This is a genomic window from Streptomyces sp. NPDC032472 (assembly GCF_040636955.1).
Lineage (GTDB): Bacteria > Actinomycetota > Actinomycetes > Streptomycetales > Streptomycetaceae > Streptomyces.
The window spans coordinates 59,386-79,620 of sequence record NZ_JBEZVK010000035.1; the positions used below are offsets into that span (position 1 = coordinate 59,386).

The 20,235-nt window shown below is 74.0% G+C and carries 17 protein-coding genes and 2 pseudogenes; 11 read left to right on the forward strand and 8 right to left on the reverse strand.

Features of this window, described 5'->3' with window-relative positions; genetic code table 11:
* Positions 1–21 precede the first annotated feature (21 nt).
* On the forward strand, positions 22–666 hold the full coding sequence (locus AB0F11_RS23485) for a TetR family transcriptional regulator (protein ID WP_362177009.1): 645 nt from the start codon (positions 22–24) through the stop codon (positions 664–666).
* Between the two features lie 75 nt (positions 667–741).
* Here the strand turns inward: AB0F11_RS23485 and AB0F11_RS23490 are convergent, their stop codons facing one another.
* Entirely contained in the window at positions 742–1,620 is an 879-nt protein-coding gene (locus tag AB0F11_RS23490; RefSeq protein WP_362177012.1) for a LysR substrate-binding domain-containing protein, read from the reverse strand.
* Positions 1,621–1,715: 95 nt separating this feature from the next.
* Between AB0F11_RS23490 and AB0F11_RS23495 the strand changes: the two genes are divergently transcribed.
* From AB0F11_RS23495 to AB0F11_RS23515, 5 genes are all read left to right on the forward strand, one after another.
* Positions 1,716–2,420 (forward strand): succinate dehydrogenase, encoded by a 705-nt coding sequence (locus AB0F11_RS23495; RefSeq protein ID WP_362177015.1) that lies wholly within the window; start codon positions 1,716–1,718, stop codon positions 2,418–2,420.
* Between the two features lie 2 nt (positions 2,421–2,422).
* A complete protein-coding gene (locus AB0F11_RS23500) occupies positions 2,423–4,372 on the forward strand; it encodes a fumarate reductase/succinate dehydrogenase flavoprotein subunit (protein WP_362177018.1) in 1,950 nt (649 codons plus the stop codon).
* Positions 4,369–5,124, forward strand: a complete 756-nt coding sequence (locus tag AB0F11_RS23505) for a succinate dehydrogenase/fumarate reductase iron-sulfur subunit (RefSeq protein ID WP_361915040.1) — start codon at positions 4,369–4,371, stop codon at positions 5,122–5,124. Before AB0F11_RS23500 ends, AB0F11_RS23505 begins: the two co-directional genes overlap by 4 nt.
* 97 nt (positions 5,125–5,221) lie before the next feature.
* Positions 5,222–5,872 carry a hypothetical protein gene (locus AB0F11_RS23510; protein WP_362177022.1) on the forward strand — a complete coding sequence of 217 codons (651 nt, stop codon included), beginning with the start codon at positions 5,222–5,224 and terminating at the stop codon, positions 5,870–5,872.
* A gap of 121 nt (positions 5,873–5,993) precedes the next feature.
* Complete coding sequence (locus tag AB0F11_RS23515; protein ID WP_362177025.1) at positions 5,994–6,833, forward strand: molybdopterin-dependent oxidoreductase; 840 nt, start codon at positions 5,994–5,996, stop codon at positions 6,831–6,833.
* A 131-nt stretch (positions 6,834–6,964) separates the two neighbouring features.
* On the opposite strand, the gene AB0F11_RS23520 is transcribed toward AB0F11_RS23515, so the two are convergent.
* Entirely contained in the window at positions 6,965–9,433 is a 2,469-nt protein-coding gene (locus AB0F11_RS23520; RefSeq protein WP_362177028.1) for an excinuclease ABC subunit UvrA, read from the reverse strand.
* Positions 9,434–9,460: 27 nt separating this feature from the next.
* Positions 9,461–10,486: an MsnO8 family LLM class oxidoreductase gene (locus tag AB0F11_RS23525; RefSeq protein WP_362177031.1), complete on the reverse strand. Its 1,026-nt coding sequence runs from the start codon at positions 10,484–10,486 to the stop codon at positions 9,461–9,463.
* Between the two features lie 53 nt (positions 10,487–10,539).
* Between AB0F11_RS23525 and AB0F11_RS23530 the strand changes: the two genes are divergently transcribed.
* Entirely contained in the window at positions 10,540–11,034 is a 495-nt protein-coding gene (locus AB0F11_RS23530) for a hypothetical protein (protein ID WP_362177034.1), read from the forward strand.
* A 28-nt stretch (positions 11,035–11,062) separates the two neighbouring features.
* On the opposite strand, the gene AB0F11_RS23535 is transcribed toward AB0F11_RS23530, so the two are convergent.
* Positions 11,063–11,278: a dodecin gene (locus AB0F11_RS23535; RefSeq protein WP_361915025.1), complete on the reverse strand. Its 216-nt coding sequence runs from the start codon at positions 11,276–11,278 to the stop codon at positions 11,063–11,065.
* 180 nt (positions 11,279–11,458) lie between these two features.
* Here AB0F11_RS23535 and AB0F11_RS23540 point away from each other — a divergent pair, with 180 nt between their 5' ends.
* From AB0F11_RS23540 to AB0F11_RS23550, 3 genes and pseudogenes are all read left to right on the forward strand, one after another.
* Entirely contained in the window at positions 11,459–12,715 is a 1,257-nt protein-coding gene (locus AB0F11_RS23540) for an extracellular solute-binding protein (protein WP_362177066.1), read from the forward strand.
* A 166-nt stretch (positions 12,716–12,881) separates the two neighbouring features.
* Complete coding sequence (locus tag AB0F11_RS23545; RefSeq protein ID WP_362177037.1) at positions 12,882–13,709, forward strand: GNAT family N-acyltransferase; 828 nt, start codon at positions 12,882–12,884, stop codon at positions 13,707–13,709.
* Positions 13,706–14,239 (forward strand): annotated as a pseudogene (locus tag AB0F11_RS23550) (lysophospholipid acyltransferase family protein); the annotation flags it as partial. The gene AB0F11_RS23545 and the pseudogene AB0F11_RS23550, both read left to right, overlap by 4 nt.
* Positions 14,240–14,544: 305 nt before the next feature.
* On the opposite strand, the gene egtD reads toward AB0F11_RS23550, so the two are convergent.
* The 4 genes from egtD to egtA are packed head-to-tail and all read right to left on the reverse strand — an operon-like array spanning position 14,545 to position 19,154.
* The gene (egtD, locus tag AB0F11_RS23555) at positions 14,545–15,585 is read right to left on the reverse strand and encodes an L-histidine N(alpha)-methyltransferase (protein WP_362177040.1); all 1,041 of its coding nucleotides are present in this window, start codon (positions 15,583–15,585) and stop codon (positions 14,545–14,547) included.
* Positions 15,578–16,339 carry an ergothioneine biosynthesis protein EgtC gene (egtC, locus tag AB0F11_RS23560; RefSeq protein ID WP_362177043.1) on the reverse strand — a complete coding sequence of 254 codons (762 nt, stop codon included), beginning with the start codon at positions 16,337–16,339 and terminating at the stop codon, positions 15,578–15,580. Before egtC ends, egtD begins: the two co-directional genes overlap by 8 nt.
* Positions 16,339–17,727: an ergothioneine biosynthesis protein EgtB gene (gene egtB, locus AB0F11_RS23565; protein WP_362177046.1), complete on the reverse strand. Its 1,389-nt coding sequence runs from the start codon at positions 17,725–17,727 to the stop codon at positions 16,339–16,341. Before egtB ends, egtC begins: the two co-directional genes overlap by 1 nt.
* Positions 17,724–19,154 carry an ergothioneine biosynthesis glutamate--cysteine ligase EgtA gene (gene egtA, locus AB0F11_RS23570; protein WP_362177048.1) on the reverse strand — a complete coding sequence of 477 codons (1,431 nt, stop codon included), beginning with the start codon at positions 19,152–19,154 and terminating at the stop codon, positions 17,724–17,726. Before egtA ends, egtB begins: the two co-directional genes overlap by 4 nt.
* A 156-nt stretch (positions 19,155–19,310) precedes the next feature.
* On the opposite strand from egtA, the pseudogene AB0F11_RS23575 reads away from it, so the two are divergent.
* Positions 19,311–20,099: pseudogene (locus tag AB0F11_RS23575) on the forward strand (TIGR02452 family protein); the annotation flags it as partial.
* Between the last annotated feature and the right edge of the window lie 136 nt (positions 20,100–20,235).

A 20,235-nucleotide genomic window follows, 5' to 3' on the forward strand; every position in this document is an offset into this window, starting at 1 on the left:
CATTCGTGGTACGCTGTCTCCATGGAGAACACGACGGGCCTGCGCGAGAGCAAGAAGCTCCGCATGCGACAGCACCTGGCGGCCACCGCCCTGGAGCTCTTCCTGGAACGCGGCTTCGACGCAGTGTCGGTGGCGGATGTCGCCGCCGCGGCGGAGGTCTCCAAGCCCACGCTGTTCCGGTACTTCCCGACCAAGGAGGACCTCGTCCTCGACCGCTTCGCCGACCACCAGGACGAGGCCGCCCGCATCGTCGGCGAACGGCCCGCCGGCCAGAGCCCGGTGGCCGCGCTGCGGACGCACTTCCTGGCCGCCCTGGCGGAACGGGATCCGATCACCGGCCTGTGCGACCACCCGGACGTGGTCGCCTTCCTGCGGCTGCTGTACGCCACCGCCAGCCTGGAGACCCGTCTGGCCCACTACACGGACCGCGAGGTCGCCCTCCTCGCCGAGGCGCTCGAGGCGGAGTCGGTCCCGCCGCTCCCCGCCCGGCTGGCCGCCAGGCACCTGGTTGCGGTTCGCCAGGAGCTGGGCCGGGAGAACTGGCTGCGCGTCGAGGCGGGCCAGAGCGCCGACGAGGCCCTCCCGGAGGCCGTGGCCGATGCCGAGCAGGCCTTCGCCATGCTGGCCGACGGCCTCGACAGAACCCTCCGGCCCAGAAGACCCTGACGCCCCACGCCTCCGGCCCGGATCGGCTCCCCTCCGCCTCTCCGCCTCTCCGCCCCGCTCGCCGCCGCTCCCGCCTCAGCCCAGCAGCATCCGCTTGAGCTCGCGCGCCGCCCGCGGCGGGGCCACGTCCGTGCGGTGGGCCAGGGCGATGGTGCGGCGCAGCGGGGCGCCGATCAGCGGCGTGCTGCGCAGCCCCGGCCCGGCGTGGGCGACCACCATCTCCGGGACCACCGCCACGCCGAGCCCCGCGCGGACGAAGCCCAGGACGGCGTCCATCTCCCCGCCCTCCACCGTGAACGCCGGCTCGAAGCCCTCCGCCCGGCAGGCGGCCACCGTCAGGTCCCGCAGGTCGTAGCCGTGCCGGAACATCACCATCGGCTCATCCCGCAGCGCCGACACCGTCAGCGGACCGCCCCGGGCCGGCGGCGGCAGCTGCGCCGACGAGACCACCACCAGGTCCTCCGTGAGCAGCTCCACCGTGTCCAGCGCCGGCGCCGACGGCGGCAGCGGCAGCGCGATCAGGGCCAGGTCCAGGGCCCCGCGCGCCAGCTCCCGTACGAGGTCCAGCGAACCGCTCTCCTCGATCAGCAGCTCGATCCCCGGATGCGCGGCGTGGAAGGCCCGCAGCACCCCCGGCAGCAGGCCGGTGCACACGCTGGGCGTGGCCCCCAGCCGCACCCGCCCGCGCCGCAGCTGCGCCAGCTCCTGCACCTCCAGCCGCGCGGTGTCCGCGTCCGCCAGGATCCGCCGGGCCAGCGGCAGCAGCGCCTCACCCGCGTCGGTCAGCGCGATGTTCCCCCGCGCCCGGCTGAACAGCTCCGCCCCCAACTCCCGCTCCAGCGCCTTGATCTGCTGCGAGAGCGACGGCTGGGCGACGTGCACCCGCTCGGCCGCCCGCGTGAAGTGCCGCGTCTCGGCCACCGCCACGAAGTACAGGAGCTGCTGGAACTGCATCCCCCCAGGCTACAGCCGTCCATAGGCAAGGGCTATCGAGTTCAGCGGAACCATGTCTTGGACCTCTCGCCACCTCTGTCCCTACCGTCGATGGCATGGCTCTGGCAACGCGGACGGGCCGACGACCGTCCACCACGCGCACGCTCTGGGACTCCACCGTCGGCAAGAAGTCCGTCATGGCGGTATCCGGCCTGATCATGCTCGGCTACCTGGTCGTCCACATGATGGGCAACCTCAAGATCTTCTTCGGCCCGGAGGAGTTCAACGGTTACGCGCACTGGCTGCGGCACATGGGCGAGCCCTTCCTGCACAGCCACTGGGGCCTGTGGGCGGCCCGCGTCGTCCTGCTCGCCGCCGTCGTCGCCCACGCCGTCTCCGCGTACCAGCTCAGCCGGCGCGACATCAAAGCGCGCCCGGTGAAGTACGCCCACAAGCGCCGCCGCGCGAGCTACGCCACCCGCACGATGCGCTGGGGCGGCGTCATCCTCGGCCTGTTCATCGTCTGGCACCTGCTGGACCTCACCACGCTGACCGTCAACGAGCGTGCCTGGGCCGGCCACCCGTACGAGAACGTCCTCGCCACCTTCTCCACCTGGTACGGCAATGTCATCTACATCACCGCGATGGCCGCCCTCGGCCTGCACGTCCGGCACGGCTTCTGGAGCGCGGCCCAGACCCTCGGCGCGGGCAGCGCGCGCCGCGACCGGACCCTGAAAACCCTCGCCAACGCCCTGGCCCTCCTCCTCTTCGCGGGGTTCGTCTCCGTCCCCGTCGCCGTCATGACCGGAGTGGTGAACTGACCGTGAACGACTACGCGCACTACACCACCGGCGAACCCCTCGCCGACACCAAGGCCCCGGCCGGACCGATCGCCGAACGGTGGGACCGCCGCCGCTTCGAGGCCAAGCTCGTCAACCCGGCCAACCGGCGCAAGCACACGGTCATCGTCGTCGGCACCGGCCTCGCCGGCGGTGCGGCCGGCGCCACCCTCGCCGAACAGGGCTACCACGTCGTCCAGTTCTGCTACTCCGACTCCCCGCGCCGCGCCCACTCCATCGCCGCGCAGGGCGGCATCAACGCCGCCAAGAACTACCGCAACGACGGCGACTCCATCCACCGCCTCTTCTACGACACCGTCAAGGGCGGCGACTTCCGGGCCCGCGAGTCCAACGTCCACCGCCTCGCCCAGATCTCCGTCGAGATCATCGACCAGTGCGTCGCCCAGGGAGTCCCCTTCGCCCGCGAGTACGGCGGCCTCCTCGACACCCGCTCCTTCGGCGGCGTCCAGGTCTCCCGCACCTTCTACGCCCGCGGCCAGACCGGGCAGCAGCTCCTCCTCGGCGCCTACCAGGCCCTGTCCCGGCAGATCGCCGCGGGCAACGTCGAGATGCACGCCCGCACCGAGATGCTCGACCTGATCACGGTCGACGGCCGGGCCCGCGGCATCGTCGCCCGCGACCTGGTCACCGGCGCGGTATCCACCCACTTCGCCGACGCCGTCGTCCTCGCCACCGGCGGCTACGGCAACGTCTTCTACCTGTCCACCAACGCCATGAACTCCAATGCGACCGCCGTCTGGCGGGCGCACCGCCGCGGCGCGTACTTCGCCAACCCCTGCTTCACCCAGATCCACCCCACCTGCATCCCGCGCACCGGCGACCACCAGTCCAAGCTGACCCTGATGAGCGAGTCCCTGCGCAACGACGGCCGCATCTGGGTCCCCAAGGCCCAGGGCGACAGCCGTCCCGCCGCCGACATACCCGAGGAGGAGCGCGACTACTACCTGGAGCGGATCTACCCCTCCTTCGGCAACCTCGTGCCCCGCGACATCGCCTCGCGCGCCGCGAAGAACGTCTGCGACGAGGGCCGCGGCGTCGGCCCCGGCGGCCAGGGGGTCTACCTGGACTTCGCCGACGCCATCCGCCGCATGGGCAGGGACAAGGTCGCCGAGAAGTACGGCAACCTCTTCGAGATGTACGAGCGGATCACCGCCGAGAACCCGTACGAGGTCCCGATGCGGATCTACCCGGCCGTGCACTACACGATGGGCGGCCTCTGGGTCGACTACGACCTCCAGACCACCGTCCCCGGCCTGTTCGCCATCGGCGAGGCCAACTTCTCCGACCACGGGGCCAACCGCCTCGGCGCCTCCGCCCTCATGCAGGGCCTCGGCGACGGCTACTTCGTGCTCCCCTCCACCATCAACGACTACCTGGCCCGCCACCCCCACCAGGACCCGGTCGACGCCGGGCACCCCGAGGCCGTGGCCGCCGTACGCGAGACCCGCGAGCGCATCGAGCGGCTGCTCGCCGTCGACGGGGACCGCACCCCGGACTCCTTCCACCGGGAGATCGGCGAACTGATGTGGGAGTACTGCGGCATGGCCCGCACCGACGCGGGCCTGCGCAAGGCGCTCGCCCGGATCCCGCAGATCCGCGAGGAGTTGTGGAGGCGCATCAAGGTCCCCGGCAGCGGCACCGAGCTCAACCAGTCCCTGGAGAAGGCCAACCGCATCGTCGACTACCTCGAGCTCGCCGAGCTGATGTGCCTCGACGCCCTGCACCGCACCGAGTCCTGCGGCGGCCACTTCCGCGAGGAGTCCCAGACCGACGACGGCGAGGCCGCCCGCCGCGACGAGGAGTTCGCCTACGCGGCCGCCTGGGAGTTCCGCGGCACCGGCGCCGCACCCGTCCTGCACAAGGAAGACCTCGTCTTCGAGTACGTCCACCCCACCCAGCGGAGCTACGCATGAAGCTCAACCTGCGCGTCTGGCGCCAGCAGAACCCCGACGCCCCCGGCGCCATGGTCACGTACGAGGTCGACGGCATCTCCCGCGACATGTCCTTCCTGGAGATGCTCGACACCCTCAACGAGGACCTCATCCTGCGCGGAGAGGAGCCCGTGGCCTTCGACCACGACTGCCGCGAAGGCATCTGCGGCGCGTGCAGCCTCGTCATCAACGGCGACGCCCACGGCCCCGAGCGCACCACCACCTGCCAGCTGCACATGCGCTCCTTCGCCGACGGCGACACCATCGACGTCGAGCCCTGGCGGGCCGCCGCCTTCCCGGTGGTCAAGGACCTCGTCGTCGACCGCAGCGCCTTCGACCGAATCATCCAGGCCGGCGGCTACATCACCGCCCCGACCGGCTCGGCGCCCGAGGCGCACGCCACCGCCGTGCCCAAGGCCGACGCCGACCACGCCTTCGAGCACGCCGAGTGCATCGGCTGCGGCGCCTGCGTCGCGGCCTGCCCCAACGGCTCCGCCATGCTGTTCACCTCCGCCAAGGTCAACCACCTCAACGTGCTGCCGCAGGGCTCGCCCGAACGGGAGACCCGCGTCCTGGACATGGTGGCCACGATGGACGCCGAGGGCTTCGGCGGCTGCACCCTGACCGGCGAGTGCGCCACGGCCTGCCCCAAGGGCATCCCGCTGCCGTCGATCGCCGCGATGAACCGCGAGTGGCTGCGGGCGGCCCGCAAGGGCGGTACGCGGCGCGGCTGACCCGATCGGCCCAGCGGATCGGCCGACCGGGCGCTCGTCGGGGCGCGGCGCCGTGCCGCGCCCCGGCCCGCTCCGGCGGTGGGGGACAGTGGGGCCCATGCCAGATGCGCCCGCCGGATCCGCCGGACCGTGCCGCCGAGCGGTGCTGGCCGCCGCGCTCGCCCCGCTCACGACGGCCGGCTGCTCCGGGGAGCGGGGCGGCGCGAGCCCGGCCCCCGGCCCGCCGGCCGGGCCGAAGGACGCCCTGGTCATGGTGATCCGGCACGCGGAGAAGCCGTACGCGGGCGACACCGGCGAGGACGCCGACGGCAACGAGAGCCCCGGCTTCCTCGCCGGGCGCGGATGGCGCCGGGCCGAGGAGCTGCCGCGCCTGTTCGTATCGGCCCGCTCCGCGGCGCTGCCGCGACCCGCCGCCGTCTTCGCACCCGGCGGCGCGGCCGCTCCCGCCCGCTGCCGGCAGACCGTCGGGGCCTTGGCCGCCGCCCTGCGGACGCCCGTACGGACGGACTTCGCCGTCGGCGCCGAAGCGGCCCTGGGCCGCGCCGTGCTGGCGGCTCCGATGCCGGTGCTCGTCTGCTGGGAGCACCCCGGAGTGCCCCGGCTGGTCCGCGCCCTCGGCGCGGACCGGGTGATCGGGGTGCCCGCCGTCTGGCCGGACCGCTACGACCTGGTGTGGATGTTCACCCGCCGGCGCGGCACCTGGAGCTTCCGCGAGGTCGCGCAGCACCTGCTGCCCGGAGACGCGTAGCCGTACCGCCGCCCAGCGGGTTGGCGGCGATTTGGGATTTCCTGGTGCGTATCAAAACGTCGGCTCGGGAAATGCCGGTTTCGTGTTCCTTTTTGTCCGTTAAGCGCCTCCATGGGCGGACGTGTACACCGTGACCGAGCTGACCGAGCCGACCGAACCCGGACCCCCCACCGAACCCGGACCCCCCACGGCCACCCACTGCCCGTACTGCGCCCTGCAGTGCGGGACCCTCCTCACCGGCTCCCGCGGCGCCGTCGTCGCCCACCCCGACCCCGCGTTCCCCGCCAACCGGGGCAGCCTGTGCCACAAGGGCTGCAACCCGGTCGTCTCCGCGCCCGACGCCGGCCGGATCGCCGAGCGGCTGGCCGCCCTCGACCTGCTCGTCGTCGCCGACTTCGTCCCCTCCGAGACCGCCCTCGCCGCCGACGTCGTCCTCCCCGTCACCCAATGGGCCGAGGAGGAAGGCACCCTGACCAACCTCGAAGGCCGGGTGCTGCGCCGCCACCGGCTGGCCACCGGCGAACGCGGCGGCTTCCTCGTCGACGGCCGCTGCCGGACCGCGGACCCGCGGATCCGGGCCGTCGGCGACTGCGCCGCCGTCGACGGCCGCTGTCACGGGCTCGTCGGACCGGGCTACCGCATGGCCGACCTGGTGGCCCGGGACCTGACCGGCGATCCCGGCGACGCCTTCAGCGCCCCCGACCTGTCCACCAAGCTCAAGCTGCTCGGCGTCGAGGTCGCCAGCTTCGGCGACGCACATGCCCGTACCGCCGGGCCGGAGTTCATCCGCAGCGACCGGGGCGGCTCCCGCTACGCGAAGCTCGTCCTGGACGGGGCCACCGGAACCCTCCTCGGCGGGGTCCTGGCCGGCGACACCGGTGCGTACGCCGCCTTGCGCACCCTGCTCGGGCGGAGGCTGCCGGGCCCGCCGGACCTGCTCCTCACCGGCCCGCGCCCATGACGACCCGCCATGACGGCCCGCGCCCGTGACGGCCCGCGGCCACGGCCGCCTGCCTTCGGCCGCCCGGCACCTGACACCGGGCACCCGACACCGGGCACCCGGCACCGGCCCCCGCCGCACGGCCGGCGCCTTCACCGCCCGCCCAGCGCCCGCGCCAGGTACCCCGCCGTACGGCCCACCCCGGACCGCGCCACCTGCTCCGGCGTGCCCGCCGCCACGATGCGGCCGCCCTCGGCGCCGCCACCCGGCCCCAGGTCGACCACCCAGTCCGCGCCCGCCACCACGTCCATGTCGTGCTCCACGACCACCACCGAGTGGCCCGCGTCCACCAGCCCGTGCAACTGCCGCATCAGCACCCGCACATCCGCCGGATGCAGCCCGGTCGTGGGCTCGTCCAGCAGGTACAGGGTGTGGTCGCGGCGCTGCCGCTGCAGCTCCGTCGCCAGCTTGATCCGCTGCGCCTCGCCACCCGACAGCTCCGTGGCCGGCTGCCCCAGCCGCAGGTAGCCCAGCCCGATCTCCTCCAGCGCCCGCAGGCTGCGCGCAGCCGCCGGGACCCCTGCGAAGAACGCGGCTGCCGACTCCACCGTCAGCGCCAGCACCTCCGCGATGTTCAGCCCCTCGTGGCGCACCTGCAGCGTCTCGGCGTTGTACCGGGCCCCGCCGCACTCCGGGCACGGGGCGTACGTACTGGGCAGAAACAGCAGCTCCACCGAGACGAAGCCCTCGCCCTGGCAGGTCTCGCACCGCCCGCCCGGCACGTTGAAGGAGAACCGGCCCGCCTTCCAGCCGCGCTCGCGTGCCCCGGGCGCCGCCGTGAAGAGCCTGCGCACCACGTCGAAGAGCCCGGTGTACGTGGCCAGGTTGGACCGCGGCGTCCGCCCGATCGGCTTCTGGTCGACCTCCACCAGCCTGCGCACGGGGAAACCCGGATCGGTGAGCCGCTCGCCCACCTCCGCGGCGAGCGCCTGCCCCACCAGCGTGGACTTGCCCGACCCCGACACCCCCGTGACGGCCGTGAACACCCCGAGCGGGAACTCCACGTCCACACCGCGCAGGTTGTGCCGCTCGACCCCGGCCAGCCGGACCGCCCCGCGCGCCTCCCGTACCTCCCGTGCCTCCCGTACCTCGCGCTCGGGCCCGGGCTCCGGCTCGTGCCCGGGGAACAGGTGCCGCGCCGTCGCCGACCCCGCCACCCCGGCCAGCTCCCGGGGCGGCCCGCTGTGCAGCACCTGCCCGCCGTGCTCCCCGGCCAGCGGCCCCACGTCCACCAGCCAGTCCGCATGCCGCACCACATCGAGGTGGTGCTCCACCACGAACACCGTGTTGCCCGCCGCCTTGAGCCGGTCCAGTACGCCGAGCAGCGCCTCGGTGTCGGCCGGGTGCAGCCCCGCCGACGGCTCGTCCAGCACGTACACCACCCCGAACAGCCCCGACCGCAGCTGCGTCGCCAGCCGCAGCCGCTGCAGCTCGCCCGCCGACAGCGACGGCGCGGTCCGGTCCAGGCTCAGGTAGCCGAGCCCCAGTTCCACGATGGGCCCGATCCGCGACCGGAGGTCCTCGGCGAGCACCCGCGCCGCCTCGCCGGCCCGCTCCTCCCGGGCCTGTTCCTGCGCCAGCAGCCGGTCCAGGCCGGTCAGCGGCAGCGCCGCCAGCTCCGCGATGCTCCGGCCGGCGAAGGTGACGGCCAGCGCCCCGGGCCGCAGCCGCCGGCCCTCGCACACCGGGCACGGCGAATCGGTCAGGAAGCGCTCGGCCCGGGCCCGCAGCGTCGCGCTCCTGCTGTCCGAGAAGGTCTTCATCACATACCGGTGGGCGCTCATGTACGTGCCCTGGTACGGCCGTTGGATGCGGTCCGCGTCCCGCACCGGGTGCACGGTGACGACCGGCTGCTCCTCGGTGAACAGGATCCACTCGCGGTCGGCCGCCGGCAGCTCCCGCCAGGGCGCGTCCACGTCGTGGCCCAGGACCTCCAGGATGTCCCGCAGGTTCTTGCCCTGCCAGGCCCCCGGCCAGGCGGCGACCGCACCCTGACGGATCGACAGATCCGGGTCGGGGACGAGCAGTTCCTCACTGGTGCGGTGGATGCTGCCGAGCCCGTGGCACGAAGGGCAGGCCCCGGCCGCGGTGTTGGGGGAGAAGGCGTCGGAGTCCAGGCGCGGCGCGCCCGGCGGATAGGTCCCGGCGCGGGAGAACAGCATGCGCAGGGAGTTCGACAGCAAGGTCACCGTCCCCACCGAGGACCGCGAACCCGGGGAGGAGCGCCGCTGCTCCAGTGAGACCGCCGGCGGCAGCCCGGTGACCGAGTCCACCTTCGGCGCGCCGATCTGGTGGATCAGCCGCCGGGCGTACGGGGCCACCGACTCGAAGTAGCGCCGCTGGGCCTCGGCGTAGAGCGTGCCGAAGGCGAGCGAGCTCTTCCCGGAGCCGGACACCCCGGTGAAGACGGTCAGGGCGTCGCGCGGGATGTCCACGTCGACCCCGCGCAGATTGTGTTCCCGGGCGCCCCGCACCCGTACGAACGGGTCGTGGGCATCCGGCCGGGACGGAGGCGGGGCCGGGGCGCGGGCAGGGGCCGCAGGCTCGGTGGAGTGGTGCATTCGCCCCAGTTTACGGGGGCCCTGCGCTCACGGGCCGGTCGGGACCGCCGCGCCGGCGGCTCCGGGCAGCCCCGCCAGCCGGGCCAGCCGCGCGAAGGAGTCCAGCAGCGCCGTCCGGTCGTACGTGGACGTGGTGACCAGCAGCTCGTCCGCCCCGGTCAGCCCGGACACCTCCGCGAGCTGCGCCGCCACCTGCTCCTCGGTGCCGTGCACGTGCCCGCCGAGCGCGCCCTCGTACAGCTCCCGCTCCTTCGGGCTCATCTCCAGCGCCTCGATCTCCTGCGCCCGGCGCAGCGGCGGGAAGCTGCCCCGGGTCCGCGAGTACGCCACCGACCAGGCCTCCGGCAGGAGGATCCGCCGGGCCTCCTCCTCGGTGGCGGCGACCGCCACCGACCCGGAGACCACCACGTACGGCTCCGCACACCGCTCGGAGGGCCGGAACTCCTCGCGGTAGCGCTCCACGATCGCGGCGACCCGCCCCCGGGCCCGCAGGTCGCCCACCACCAGCGGCAGCCCCGCGCGGGCCGCGATGCCCGCCCCCTCGCCGGTGGCCAGGACGTACGTGGGGATCCGCAGCCCCTCCGCGGGGCGGGCGTGCACCTCGGGGTGGTCCTGCTGCGTCCCGTCGATCCAGCCCAGCAGCTCGGCGAGCTGCTCCTCGAACCGGTCGGCGTCGTCGGTGTCGCGGCCCAGCGCCCGGCGGATCCCGCCGGTGAAGCCGACGGAGCGGCCGAGGCCCATGTCGATCCGGCCGGGGAAGAGCGACTCCAGCACCCCGAACTGCTCGGCGACCACCAGCGGCCGGTGGTTGGGCAGCATCACCCCGCCGGTGCCGACCCGGATCCGCCGGGTCGCGCCGGCGACGGCCGCGGCCAGCACGGCAGGGGCCGAACCCGCGACCCCGGGCACGCTGTGGTGCTCCGAGACCCAGAACCGGTGGTAGCCGAGCCGCTCGGCCGCGCGGGCGAGTTCGACCGTGTCGCGCAGGGCCTGCGGGGCGGGGTGCCCCTCGCGGACGCGGGACCGGTCGAGGATGGAGAGTCTGCGGATCACACACGTCTCAACGTCCGGCGCCCGCCAGGATTCCCCGCCCTAGGCTGGCCCGCATGAGTGCACGCACCGACCGCCGGCCCCTGGCCGTCTTCGACATCGACAACACGCTGGCCGACACCGACCACCGCCAGCACTTCCTGGAGCGCCGCCCCCGCGACTGGGACGGCTTCTTCGGCGCGGCCCCGGCCGACCCGCCGCTCGCGCGGGGCGTCGCGCTGGCGGTGGAGCGCGCGGCCGACAGCGAGATCGTGTACCTGACCGGGCGCCCGGAGCGGTGCCGGGCCGACACGGAGGAGTGGCTGACCCGGCACGGCCTGCCAGAGGGGCGGGTGTGGATGCGCGGCAACCAGGACCGGCGCCCGGCCCGGACGACCAAGCTGGAGGTGCTCCGGCGGATCGCCCGGGGCCGCGAGGTGCGGGTCCTGGTGGACGACGACGAGCTGGTCTGCCAGGCCGCGCGCGCCGCCGGCTTCCCGGTGGTGCTGGCGAACTGGGCGGCGGAGGCGCCCGAGCTCAAGGCGGCCCAGGAGGGGGAGGGGCGCACCTGAGCCGGGGGCGCCGCCCGGCCGGCGGGCGTCAGTCCTCGTCGTCGAGGCGGAAGCCGACCTTCAGCCCCACTTGGTAGTGCGCGATCGCCCCGTTCTCGATGTGGCCGCGCACTTGGGTGACCTCGAACCAGTCCAGCTTGCGCAGCGTCTGGGCCGCCCGTGCGATGCCGTTGCGGACGGCCTGGTCGATGCCTTCGGTGGACGTGCCGACGATTTCGGTCACCCGGTACGTGTGGTTGGACATGGAGGTCTCCCGATGTGGGGGCTTTGTCGTGTTCTACGGTGCCCCAGTACGTCCCGCTTCGCGAGCGATGCCCGGAGAATCCCCGAAGACTCCCCGAGAACAGGACCTTGACCCGCCCATTGGTCTATGCCAATTTCAAGCCAGCTCGAATCGATCCCCAGAAGGTGACCTTTCGTGAAGATGCGCTTGCTTGCCGTGTGCACCGCCCTGGCCGCCGCGGCCGCCCTCACCGGTTGCAGCCAGCACGCAGGACCGGCCGACGGCCCGCAGAAGGTGACGCTCTGGCTGATGAAGGGCAGCGCGTCCGAGGCCTTCGTCACGCACTTCACCGCCGCCTTCGAGAAGGACCACCCCGGCGTCGACCTCGACGTCCGCATCCAGGAGTGGACCGGCATCGGCGAGAAGGTCAACGCCGTGCTCTCCGGCAAGGGCGGCGAGAGCGCCGACGTCATCGAGGTCGGCAACACCCAGGTGGCGCAGTACATCGAGACCGGGGGCCTGTCCGAGCTCACCCTCGAAGGCCTGCGCAGATGGGGCCACCAGGACTGGCTCGAGGGCCTCGCCGACCCCGCCAGCATCGACGGCGCCCAGTACGGCGTCCCCTGGTACGCCGCCAACCGCGTGGTGATCTACAACAAGGACCTCTTCGGGGCCGCCGGCATCAAGAACCCGCCCAGGAACCGCCAGGAGTGGATCCAGGACACCCAGAAACTCGACAAGGGCGAGCAGCAGGGCATCTACCTCCCCGGCCAGAACTGGTACGTCCTGGCGGGGTTCATCTGGGACGAGGGCGGGGACCTCGCCGTCGACAACGCCGGCAAGTGGAGCGGCGCCCTCGACGACGAGAAGGCCCTGGCCGGCATGGAGTTCTACAAGCAGCTCCAGGCCCTCGGCAACGGCCCCAGGGACGCCGACGAGGAGACGCCCCCGCAGGCCGAGGTCTTCGCCCGCGGCCAGGTCGCGCAGATCATCGCCCCGCCCGGCCAGGCGGCCGCCATCGAGGCCGCCAACCCCGCCCTCAAGGGCAGACTCGGCTTCTTCCCCGTCCCCGGCAAGACCTCCGACAAGCCCGGCGCAGTCTTCACCGGCGGGTCCGTCCTGATCGTCCCTGCCAGGGCCGCACAGCGCGAGCACGCCATCGACGTCATCACCGCCCTGGTCAGCGAGGAGTGGCAGACCGAGCTCGCCCGCACCATGAGCTGCGTGCCGAACAAGACCACCCTCGCGCATGTCGTCGAGGGCAACGAGGGCGCCGCCAGCATGGCCGCCGGCGCCGCCCAGGGCCGGGCCACCCCCAAGTCCGCCCGCTGGGCCGAGGTCGAGGCCAAGAACCCGATCAAGCCGTACATGACGGCCGTCCTCTCCGGCCAGGACCCCAGGAGGGCCGCGAGGACCGCGTCCGAGTCGATCGGCAGGGTGCTGAACTCCGGCCGCTGACGCCCACGGCCTGCGCAGGCTCGCTCATCGGGTGCTCCGCCGAGTTCAGCGTCCGCACACCCGGGGCCGCGAAGCGGTCATGTCGAATCCAGCCGGTCACGGAAGAAGTAGAGGAGCCGGTCCGCCACACCCGCGGCCCGGCCCCGTGCCCGGACCAGGAGCCGCCATGACCATCGCACCCCTGTCCCCGTCCGTCCTTCCCCCCACCCCTTCCCCCACTGCCTCCCCCGCCCTTTCCCCCACCGCCCCGGACCCCGCCGGCACCCCCACCCGGTACGCCGTCCGCCTCGCCCGCAACGAGGACGAGGTACGCGCCGCCCAGCGGCTGCGCCACCTGGTCTTCGCCGGCGAGCTCGGCGCCCGCCTCGACGGCCCCGAGCCCGGCCTCGACTCCGACGCCTTCGACGCGTACTGCGACCACCTCCTCGTCGTCGAGGAGGAGACCGAACAGGTCGTCGCCACCTACCGGCTGCTGCCCCCCGAGCGCGCCGCCGTCGCCGGACGCCTCTACTCCGAGAGCGAGTTCGACCTCTCCGCCCTCGCCCTCATCCGCCCCGACCTCGTCGAGGTCGGCCGATCCTGCGTTCACCCCGACCACCGCAACGGCGCCGCCATCGCCCTCATCTGGGCCGGGCTCGCCCGCTACATGGACCGCTCCGGACACAACTGGCTCGCCGGCTGCTGCTCGATACCGCTCGCCGACGGCGGCGTGGTGGCCGCAGCCACCCGCGAGAACGTCCTGCCCCGCAACCTCGCCCCCGAGGAGTACCGGGTCACCCCGCACCTGCCCTGGACGCCCGAAGGCATCGCCTTCCCCGACCGCATGCCGCTGCCCCCGCTGCTGCGCGGCTACCTGCGCCTCGGCGCGTGGGTCTGCGGCGAGCCCGCCCTCGACGCCGCGTTCGGCTGCGCCGACCTGTACGTCCTGCTCTCGCTCAAGCGCACCAACCCCCGCTACCTCAAGCACTTCCTCTCGCTCGTCCCGTCGGCATGAGCGTCTGGCTGCCCACCTCGCCCTGCACCCCCCGCGCCTGCGCCGGCCACGGGGGACACACCGCGGGCCTCCCGCGCGCGGTCCTGCGGCTCACCGGCGCGGCCGCCCTCCTCCTGCTCGGGATCCTGGGCGCGCCGCCGGTCCGGCTGCTGCCGACCCGGCCCCGGCACACCGTCGTCCGGGCCTGGTCGGCCGCACTGCTGCGGGCCCTCGGCCTGCGGATCACCCTCCACGGCGGACCGGGAGCCCCCGGCGGCCGCCTGATCGTCGCCAACCACGTCTCCTGGCTGGACATCCCGCTCGTCGCCGCCGCCCTGCCCTCCCGGATGCTGGCCAAGAGCGACATCGGCGAGTGGCCCGTCCTCGGCCGGCTCGCCGCACAGGCCGGCACCCTCTTCATCCGGCGCGACCGGATCCGCGCCCTCCCCGACACCGTCGCCACCCTCGCCCGCGCCCTGCGCGCCGGGGAGCGGATCACCATCTTCCCCGAGGGCAGCACCTGGTGCGGGCGCGTCCAAGGGCCCTTCCGGCGGGCCGCGTTCCAGTCCGCCCTGGATGCGGACGCGCCCGTCCAGCCCGTCCGCATCTCCTACCGGCTCCCCGACGGCAGTCCCGCCGGCGCCGCCGCCTTCGTCGGCGACGACCCGCTGACCGCCTCGCTGTGGCGGATCGTCCGCGCCCGCGGCATCTGGGCCGAGCTGCGGCTGCTGCCGCGGATCCCGCCGGGCCGGTACACCACCCGCCGAGACCTCGCGGCCGCCGCCCAGGCCGCCGTCCGCGCCGCCCCGCCCGGCGCGGTCCCCGCGGCATGCCCTGCCGCGGGGACCGCCGCCGCTCAGGCCGGCGCCACCCCCTCCTCGGCGTCTCCTGCGTCCACCACGCTGCTCCCGGGCGTGCCCGCCCAGCCCGTCTCCGCGTCGGCCACCGACAGGGACAGGGCGAAGCGGCCCTCGGCATCCGTCCACCACCGGGCCAGCTCCAGCCCGGCCGACGCCAGTTCCTTCCGTACGCCCTCCTGACGGAACTTCGCGGACACCTCCGTCAGGATCTCCTCACCCTCCTCGAACGGCACCAGCAGATCCAGGGCCCGGACCTTCACCACCAGCTCCGACCGGGCCCGCAGCCGCATCTCGATCCACTCCTGCTCCCGGTTCCACACCGCGACGTGCGCGAAGCCCTCGACGGGGAAGTCCGCGTCCAGCTCCCGGTTGATCACCGACAGCACGTTCCGGTTGAACTCGGCCGTCACCCCCTGGGCATCGTCGTACGCCGCCACCAGCACGGACTCCTCCTTCACCAGGTCCGTCCCCAGCAGCAGTGCGTCCCCCGGCGAGAGCATCGCCCGTACCGAGGCCAGGAACGCGGCCCGCTCCGCCGGCAGCAGATTGCCGATCGTGCCGCCCAGGAACACCACCAGCCGCGGACCCGGCGACTGCGGCAGCCGCAGCGGCTTGGTGAAGTCGGCCAGCAGCGCCCGCACCCGCAGCCCCGGGTGCTCCGCCAGCAGCGTCCGGGCCGCCCCCTCCAGGGCGCTCTCGCTCACGTCCACCGGCACGTACGTGTCCAGCTCGGGCATCGCCTCGATCAGGTGCCGGGTCTTCTCCGAGGACCCCGAGCCCAGCTCCACCAGCGTGCGGGCCCCGCTCACCGCGGCGATCTCCCCGGCCCGCGCCAGCAGGATCTCCCGCTCGGCCCGCGTCGGGTAGTACTCCGGCAAGCGGGTGATCTCCTCGAACAGTTCACTGCCCCGCGCGTCGTAGAACCACTTGGGCGGCAGCGCCTTCGGGGCCTGCGTCAGCCCCAGGGCCACGTCCTCGCGCAGCGCCGTCTCGGCGGCGTCCTCGTCGAGGGTGCGGGTCAACCGGAAGTCACTCACTGGGCGTCTCCTTGAGCGGGGTCAGCACGACCCGGGTGCGGTGGGCGGTCAGCAGGGTCCGGTCGGGCACCTCACACCAGCGCGCGTCCGCGTCGTACGGCTCGGAGGCCACCACGACGCGCTGCGCCGGCACATCGGCGAGGTACCACAGCGAATCCCCCCAGGCCGTCGCGGCGATGGCGGCGCCGTCCGTCAGCAGCAGGTTCAGCCGGGAACCGGGAGCCGCCTCGGCCAGCTCGCGCACCGACTCCGCGAGCGCGGTGCCGAGGTCGTCGCCCGCGCGCAGCCGGTGCAGCACCAGCGCCCAGACCAACGCCGAATCCGTGGCGGCGGGCAGCGACAGCAGCTCCGCCGGCGGCAGCCCGGCCGTGAGCGGCGCCGCCGACTCCGGCCAGCCCCGTACGGCGCCGTTGTGGCTGAACAGCCACGGCCCCGACGCGAACGGCGCCGCCGCGGCCTCGCCCTCCGCCCCGGCCAGCGTCGCGTCCCGTACGGCGGCCAGCGCCGCCCCGGCGCGCACGACACGGGCCAGGTCGGCGAAGGCCAGGTCGCCCCAGATCGGCCCGGCCCGCCGGTAGCGGGCGGGGACCGGGTCGCCCTCCGCGTACCAGCCGACCCCGAACCCGTCGGCGTTCACCGTGCCGCTGACCTGCCGCCGCGGGTCCCACGCCTGCCGTACGAGCGAGTGCTCCGGATCGCTCAGCAGCCGCCCCAGCGGCACCTCGGGCCCCAAAAAGGCTATGTGACGGCACATCAGGCACCGTCCCTGGCCGTGCGGAACCCGGAGAAGATCTGCCGGCGCACCGGCAGGTCCCAGTTGCGGAACGTGCCCCGGCAGGCCACCGGGTCCACCGCGAACGAACCGCCCCGCAGCACCTTGTACTCCGGGCCGAAGAACACCTCCGAGTACTCCTTGTACGGGAACGTCCGGAACCCCGGATAGGGCAGGAAGTCCGAGGACGTCCACTCCCACACGTCCCCGATCAGCTGGCGCACCCCGAGCGGGGACGCCCCCGCCGGATAGCTCCCGGCCCGCGCCGGGCGCAGGTGCCGCTGCCCGAGGTTGGCGTGCGCCGGGGTCGGGTCGGCGTCGCCCCACGGATAGCGCCGGGAGCGGCCGGTCACCGGATCGTGCCGGGCCGCCTTCTCCCACTCCGCCTCCGTCGGCAGCCGCCGGCCCGCCCAGCGGGCGTAGGCGTCCGCCTCGTACCAGCTCACGTGCAGGACCGGCTCGTCGCCGGGCACCGGCTCGGTCACCCCGAACCGGCGGCGCAGCCACTGGCCCGCCTCCCGGCGCCAGAACAGCGGGGCCCCGACGTCGTGCCGGCGGACCTGCTCCCAGCCCTCGGGGGCCCACCAGCGCTCGTCGCGGTAGCCGCCGTCCGCGATGAACGCCTCGTACGCGGCGTTCGTCACCGGCACGGTGTCGATCCAGAACGGGCCGGTCTCGCGGACGTGCGCCGGGCGCTCGTTGTCCAACGACCACGGCTCGGCGGAGGTGCCCATCGTGAACGGGCCGCCGGGGACGAGCACTTCGGCAGCGGCGGGCGGCGGACCCAGCGGCGGATCCGGGTCCGGGGCCGTCAGCACCGCCTCGCCCTTCCGCAGCTGATGCGTGATCAGCATCGTCTCGTCGTGCTGCTGCTCGTGCTGCGCGATCATCCCGAACACGTAGCCCGCGTCGAGCAGGGCCGTGCCCTCCAGCGGGGTGCGCTCCAACAGGTCGAAGACCCGCCCGCGGACCTCCGCCGTGTAGCGGCGCGCCTCGGCGGGGCCCAGCAGGGGGAGCTTGGGGCGCTCGGCCCGTGGATGCTCGAAGGCGTCGTACAGGGGGTCGATCTCGGGGTGCATGGCCTCGCGGCCGCCCACGTGGCGCAGGAGCCAGAGCTCCTCCATGTTGCCGATGTGCGCGAGGTCCCAGACCAGCGGCGACATCAGGGGGGAGTGCTGGGCGGTCAGATCGTGGTCGCCGACCGCGTCGGTCAGCCCGGCCGTGCGCGCCCGCGCGGCGACCAGGGCGGACAGGGCCTGCTCGCGGACGGCGGCGGGGGAGCGGTGCAGAACGGATTCTGCGGGGGTGGGCGCTGTGGGCCTTGCGGAGTCTGTGGGCTCGGCCCCTGCGGATTCTGTTCCCGTGGTCATCGGTGGGCCCCCGTCCCGGTCAGCTGGTCGTCTCTCTCGGCGGCCTCGTCGGCGGGACATCGCCCGCGCAGCACGAACCGCTCCGTGAAGGCGCCCACCGCGTCCTGCACGGGCCGGCTCGCGCCGAGCCGGGGCAGCGCCTCGGCCGCGGCCCGGAAGCAGGTCGCCGCCGCCGCACGCAGGTCCGGATCGGCCAGGCCGTGGCGGGCCGCGGACTGCCAGAGCGGGTTGCACGGGGCGTGCCGGGGCCCGTAGGCGTCGGCGAGCGCCTTGGCCACCCGGTATCCGGTCCCGGCGGCCTCCGGGTCGTCGAACAGCGCGTGCACGACGGCCACCGGGACCAGCCAGCCGTCGTCACCGGGCTGCGCGTCGATCATCCGCAGCTCCAGGTGGCCGCGCGGGCGTACCGGGGGGAAGAGGGTGGTGAGGTGGTACTGCAGGTCCTCGGCGGTGGGCGGCCGCAGAGCCGCACCGCGGGCCGGGGCCGGCCGGCCGGCCGAGGCGGCATCGCCGGCGGAGCCGGCGGCGCGCAGCCAGTCGCGGAACGTCAGCCCGCGCGGGACCGACCAGGGACCGGCGGGATCGGCGGGACTGGACGGGCCGCCGGGATCGGAGGGTCCGGCGGGGCCTTCGGGGGAGGACCGTACGCACATCACCTCGGTGTCGAGCGCGTGCCGGGTCCAGGCGGTGCGCGGGTCGGCGTCCAGCGCCGGGGCGAGCGCGCGCCGGGAGTCGAGGTCGCCCCAGATTCCCTGGCGGGCGCACCGCCATCCGGCGTACGGGCCCTCGCGGGCGGGGGAGTTGGCGAAGGCCGCCACGAACACGGCGCCCAGGAGGTGGGCCAGCCGCCAGCGCCGGCCGTATCCCAGCGGGCCCGGCTCCTCGTACCCGGCGTCCACGCAGACCTGCACGGAGGCGGTGGAGCACATCATGGCCCGGCCGGCGGGGCCGAAGCGGTCGAGGTAGGTCTCCATCGCGTCGTAGCGCGGGCTGGAGAGCAGGCGGCGCGGAGGGCAGCGCCGGTCCAGGCGCCGGTCCAGGCCGGTGCCGTGCAGGACGAGGCCCTGGGAGCGCAGTGCGCCTCGTACGGCGGCCAGGTCGGCCCGCAGGCCGTCCAGGCAGGCGGAGAGGGAGGCGGCGGGGGCCGAGCTGAGTTCCAGCTGCCCGCCGGGTTCGATGCTGAAGCGGGAGTTCAGCGGGAGGGCGCGGGCCGCGTCGTGCGCGGCGGTGAGCCGTTCGGGCGGGAGCGGCTCACCGGGCCGCTCGGCATCCAGCACGAGCCATTCGAGCTCGGCACCGAGCGTGCGGGGCGGGCCTGTCTTGAAACAGATGCCGTGGACCAGCTCCTCGGCGGTGGCTTCGGTGATCGTGGACGAGTCGCCTGGGGAACGGGATGCGGGTGGGGCGGATGAATCCTGAGGCAGCATGGCCGGATCTCCTGTCCTGGGCGGTGACTTGACCATGCCTACCCGTCCTTGTCGGGTGCCGAAGAGTCGAATCGAGCCGCATTTTTTTCGCGTTGTTCCGATCGGAGTACGGAAAACGCGTGGACGCGCACACCCGGAGCTGCAGACGATGATGCCGTGAGCAGCAGATTGCGCGAGATCGCGCGGGAGAACGCGAACATCGTGGCGACCGGTGGATACCGGACACGGTCGGGGCGGCATGTCTCCCTCGCCGCCGCCTTGGCGGAGGCCAAGGCCGGAACCAGGATATATGGGCCGAATCGTGTCATTCCAGACGAGCCACTGGTGGCCGGATACCGCCGGACGGCCATCGAGGTCACGGGAGAGAGCAGCACGGTCGCAGCCCGTAGGCTCGCCGCCGACGTCCCGGAACCGGGCGGCGTGGCGGTGCTCAACTTCGCCTCGGCCCGGAATCCCGGCGGCGGCTACCTTCGCGGGGCCAAGGCGCAGGAGGAGGCGCTGTGCCGCGCATCGGCCCTGTACGAGACGCTGCTGCTGGCTCCCGAGTACTACGAGACCCACCGCGCGGAACGCAGCACGTTCTACACCGACCGGGTGATTCACTCGCCCGGCGTGCCCGTTTTCCGCGATGACCGCGGCGACCTGCTGGACGTCCCGTTCCGCGTCGGCTTCCTCACCTCCCCGGCCCCGAACGCCGGAACGATCCGCCGCCAGGAGCCCGAGCGCACCGCGGAGATCCCGGCCGCCCTGGCCCGGCGCGCGGAGCGCGTACTGGAGACGGCCGCGCTGCACGGCTACCCGCGGCTGGTGCTGGGCGCGTGGGGGTGCGGGGTGTTCCGCAACGATCCGGAGGAGGTGGCGGAGGCCTTCCGCGGGCTCCTGGCCGGGCGCTTCGCCGGGGTCTTCGAACGGGTGGCGTTCGGGGTGCTGGACCGGGATCCGGGGGTGCGGGGGGGTGTTCGAGCGGGTGCTGTCGGTGGATCGGCCGTAGGCGACGCGGGTGGCTGGGTGGCTGGGTGGGCGGGTGGCCGGCCGGCGACCCCCCGCCCGAGTTGTTCCCCCCCCCCGGCGCCGCCCCGTC

Excerpts from the sequence above, each read along its gene's own strand:
- AB0F11_RS23485 (WP_362177009.1), top strand. The coding sequence starts at position 22 with ATGGAGAACACGACGGGCCTGCGCGAGAGCAAGAAGCTCCGCATGCGA.
- AB0F11_RS23490 (WP_362177012.1), bottom strand. The coding sequence starts at position 1,620 with ATGCAGTTCCAGCAGCTCCTGTACTTCGTGGCGGTGGCCGAGACGCGG.
- AB0F11_RS23495 (WP_362177015.1), top strand. The coding sequence starts at position 1,716 with ATGGCTCTGGCAACGCGGACGGGCCGACGACCGTCCACCACGCGCACG.
- AB0F11_RS23505 (WP_361915040.1), top strand. The coding sequence starts at position 4,369 with ATGAAGCTCAACCTGCGCGTCTGGCGCCAGCAGAACCCCGACGCCCCC.
- AB0F11_RS23510 (WP_362177022.1), top strand. The coding sequence starts at position 5,222 with ATGCCAGATGCGCCCGCCGGATCCGCCGGACCGTGCCGCCGAGCGGTG.
- AB0F11_RS23520 (WP_362177028.1), bottom strand. The coding sequence starts at position 9,433 with ATGCACCACTCCACCGAGCCTGCGGCCCCTGCCCGCGCCCCGGCCCCG.
- AB0F11_RS23530 (WP_362177034.1), top strand. The coding sequence starts at position 10,540 with ATGAGTGCACGCACCGACCGCCGGCCCCTGGCCGTCTTCGACATCGAC.
- AB0F11_RS23535 (WP_361915025.1), bottom strand. The coding sequence starts at position 11,278 with ATGTCCAACCACACGTACCGGGTGACCGAAATCGTCGGCACGTCCACC.
- AB0F11_RS23540 (WP_362177066.1), top strand. The coding sequence starts at position 11,459 with ATGCGCTTGCTTGCCGTGTGCACCGCCCTGGCCGCCGCGGCCGCCCTC.
- AB0F11_RS23545 (WP_362177037.1), top strand. The coding sequence starts at position 12,882 with ATGACCATCGCACCCCTGTCCCCGTCCGTCCTTCCCCCCACCCCTTCC.
- egtC (WP_362177043.1), bottom strand. The coding sequence starts at position 16,339 with ATGTGCCGTCACATAGCCTTTTTGGGGCCCGAGGTGCCGCTGGGGCGG.
- egtB (WP_362177046.1), bottom strand. The coding sequence starts at position 17,727 with ATGACCACGGGAACAGAATCCGCAGGGGCCGAGCCCACAGACTCCGCA.
- egtA (WP_362177048.1), bottom strand. The coding sequence starts at position 19,154 with ATGCTGCCTCAGGATTCATCCGCCCCACCCGCATCCCGTTCCCCAGGC.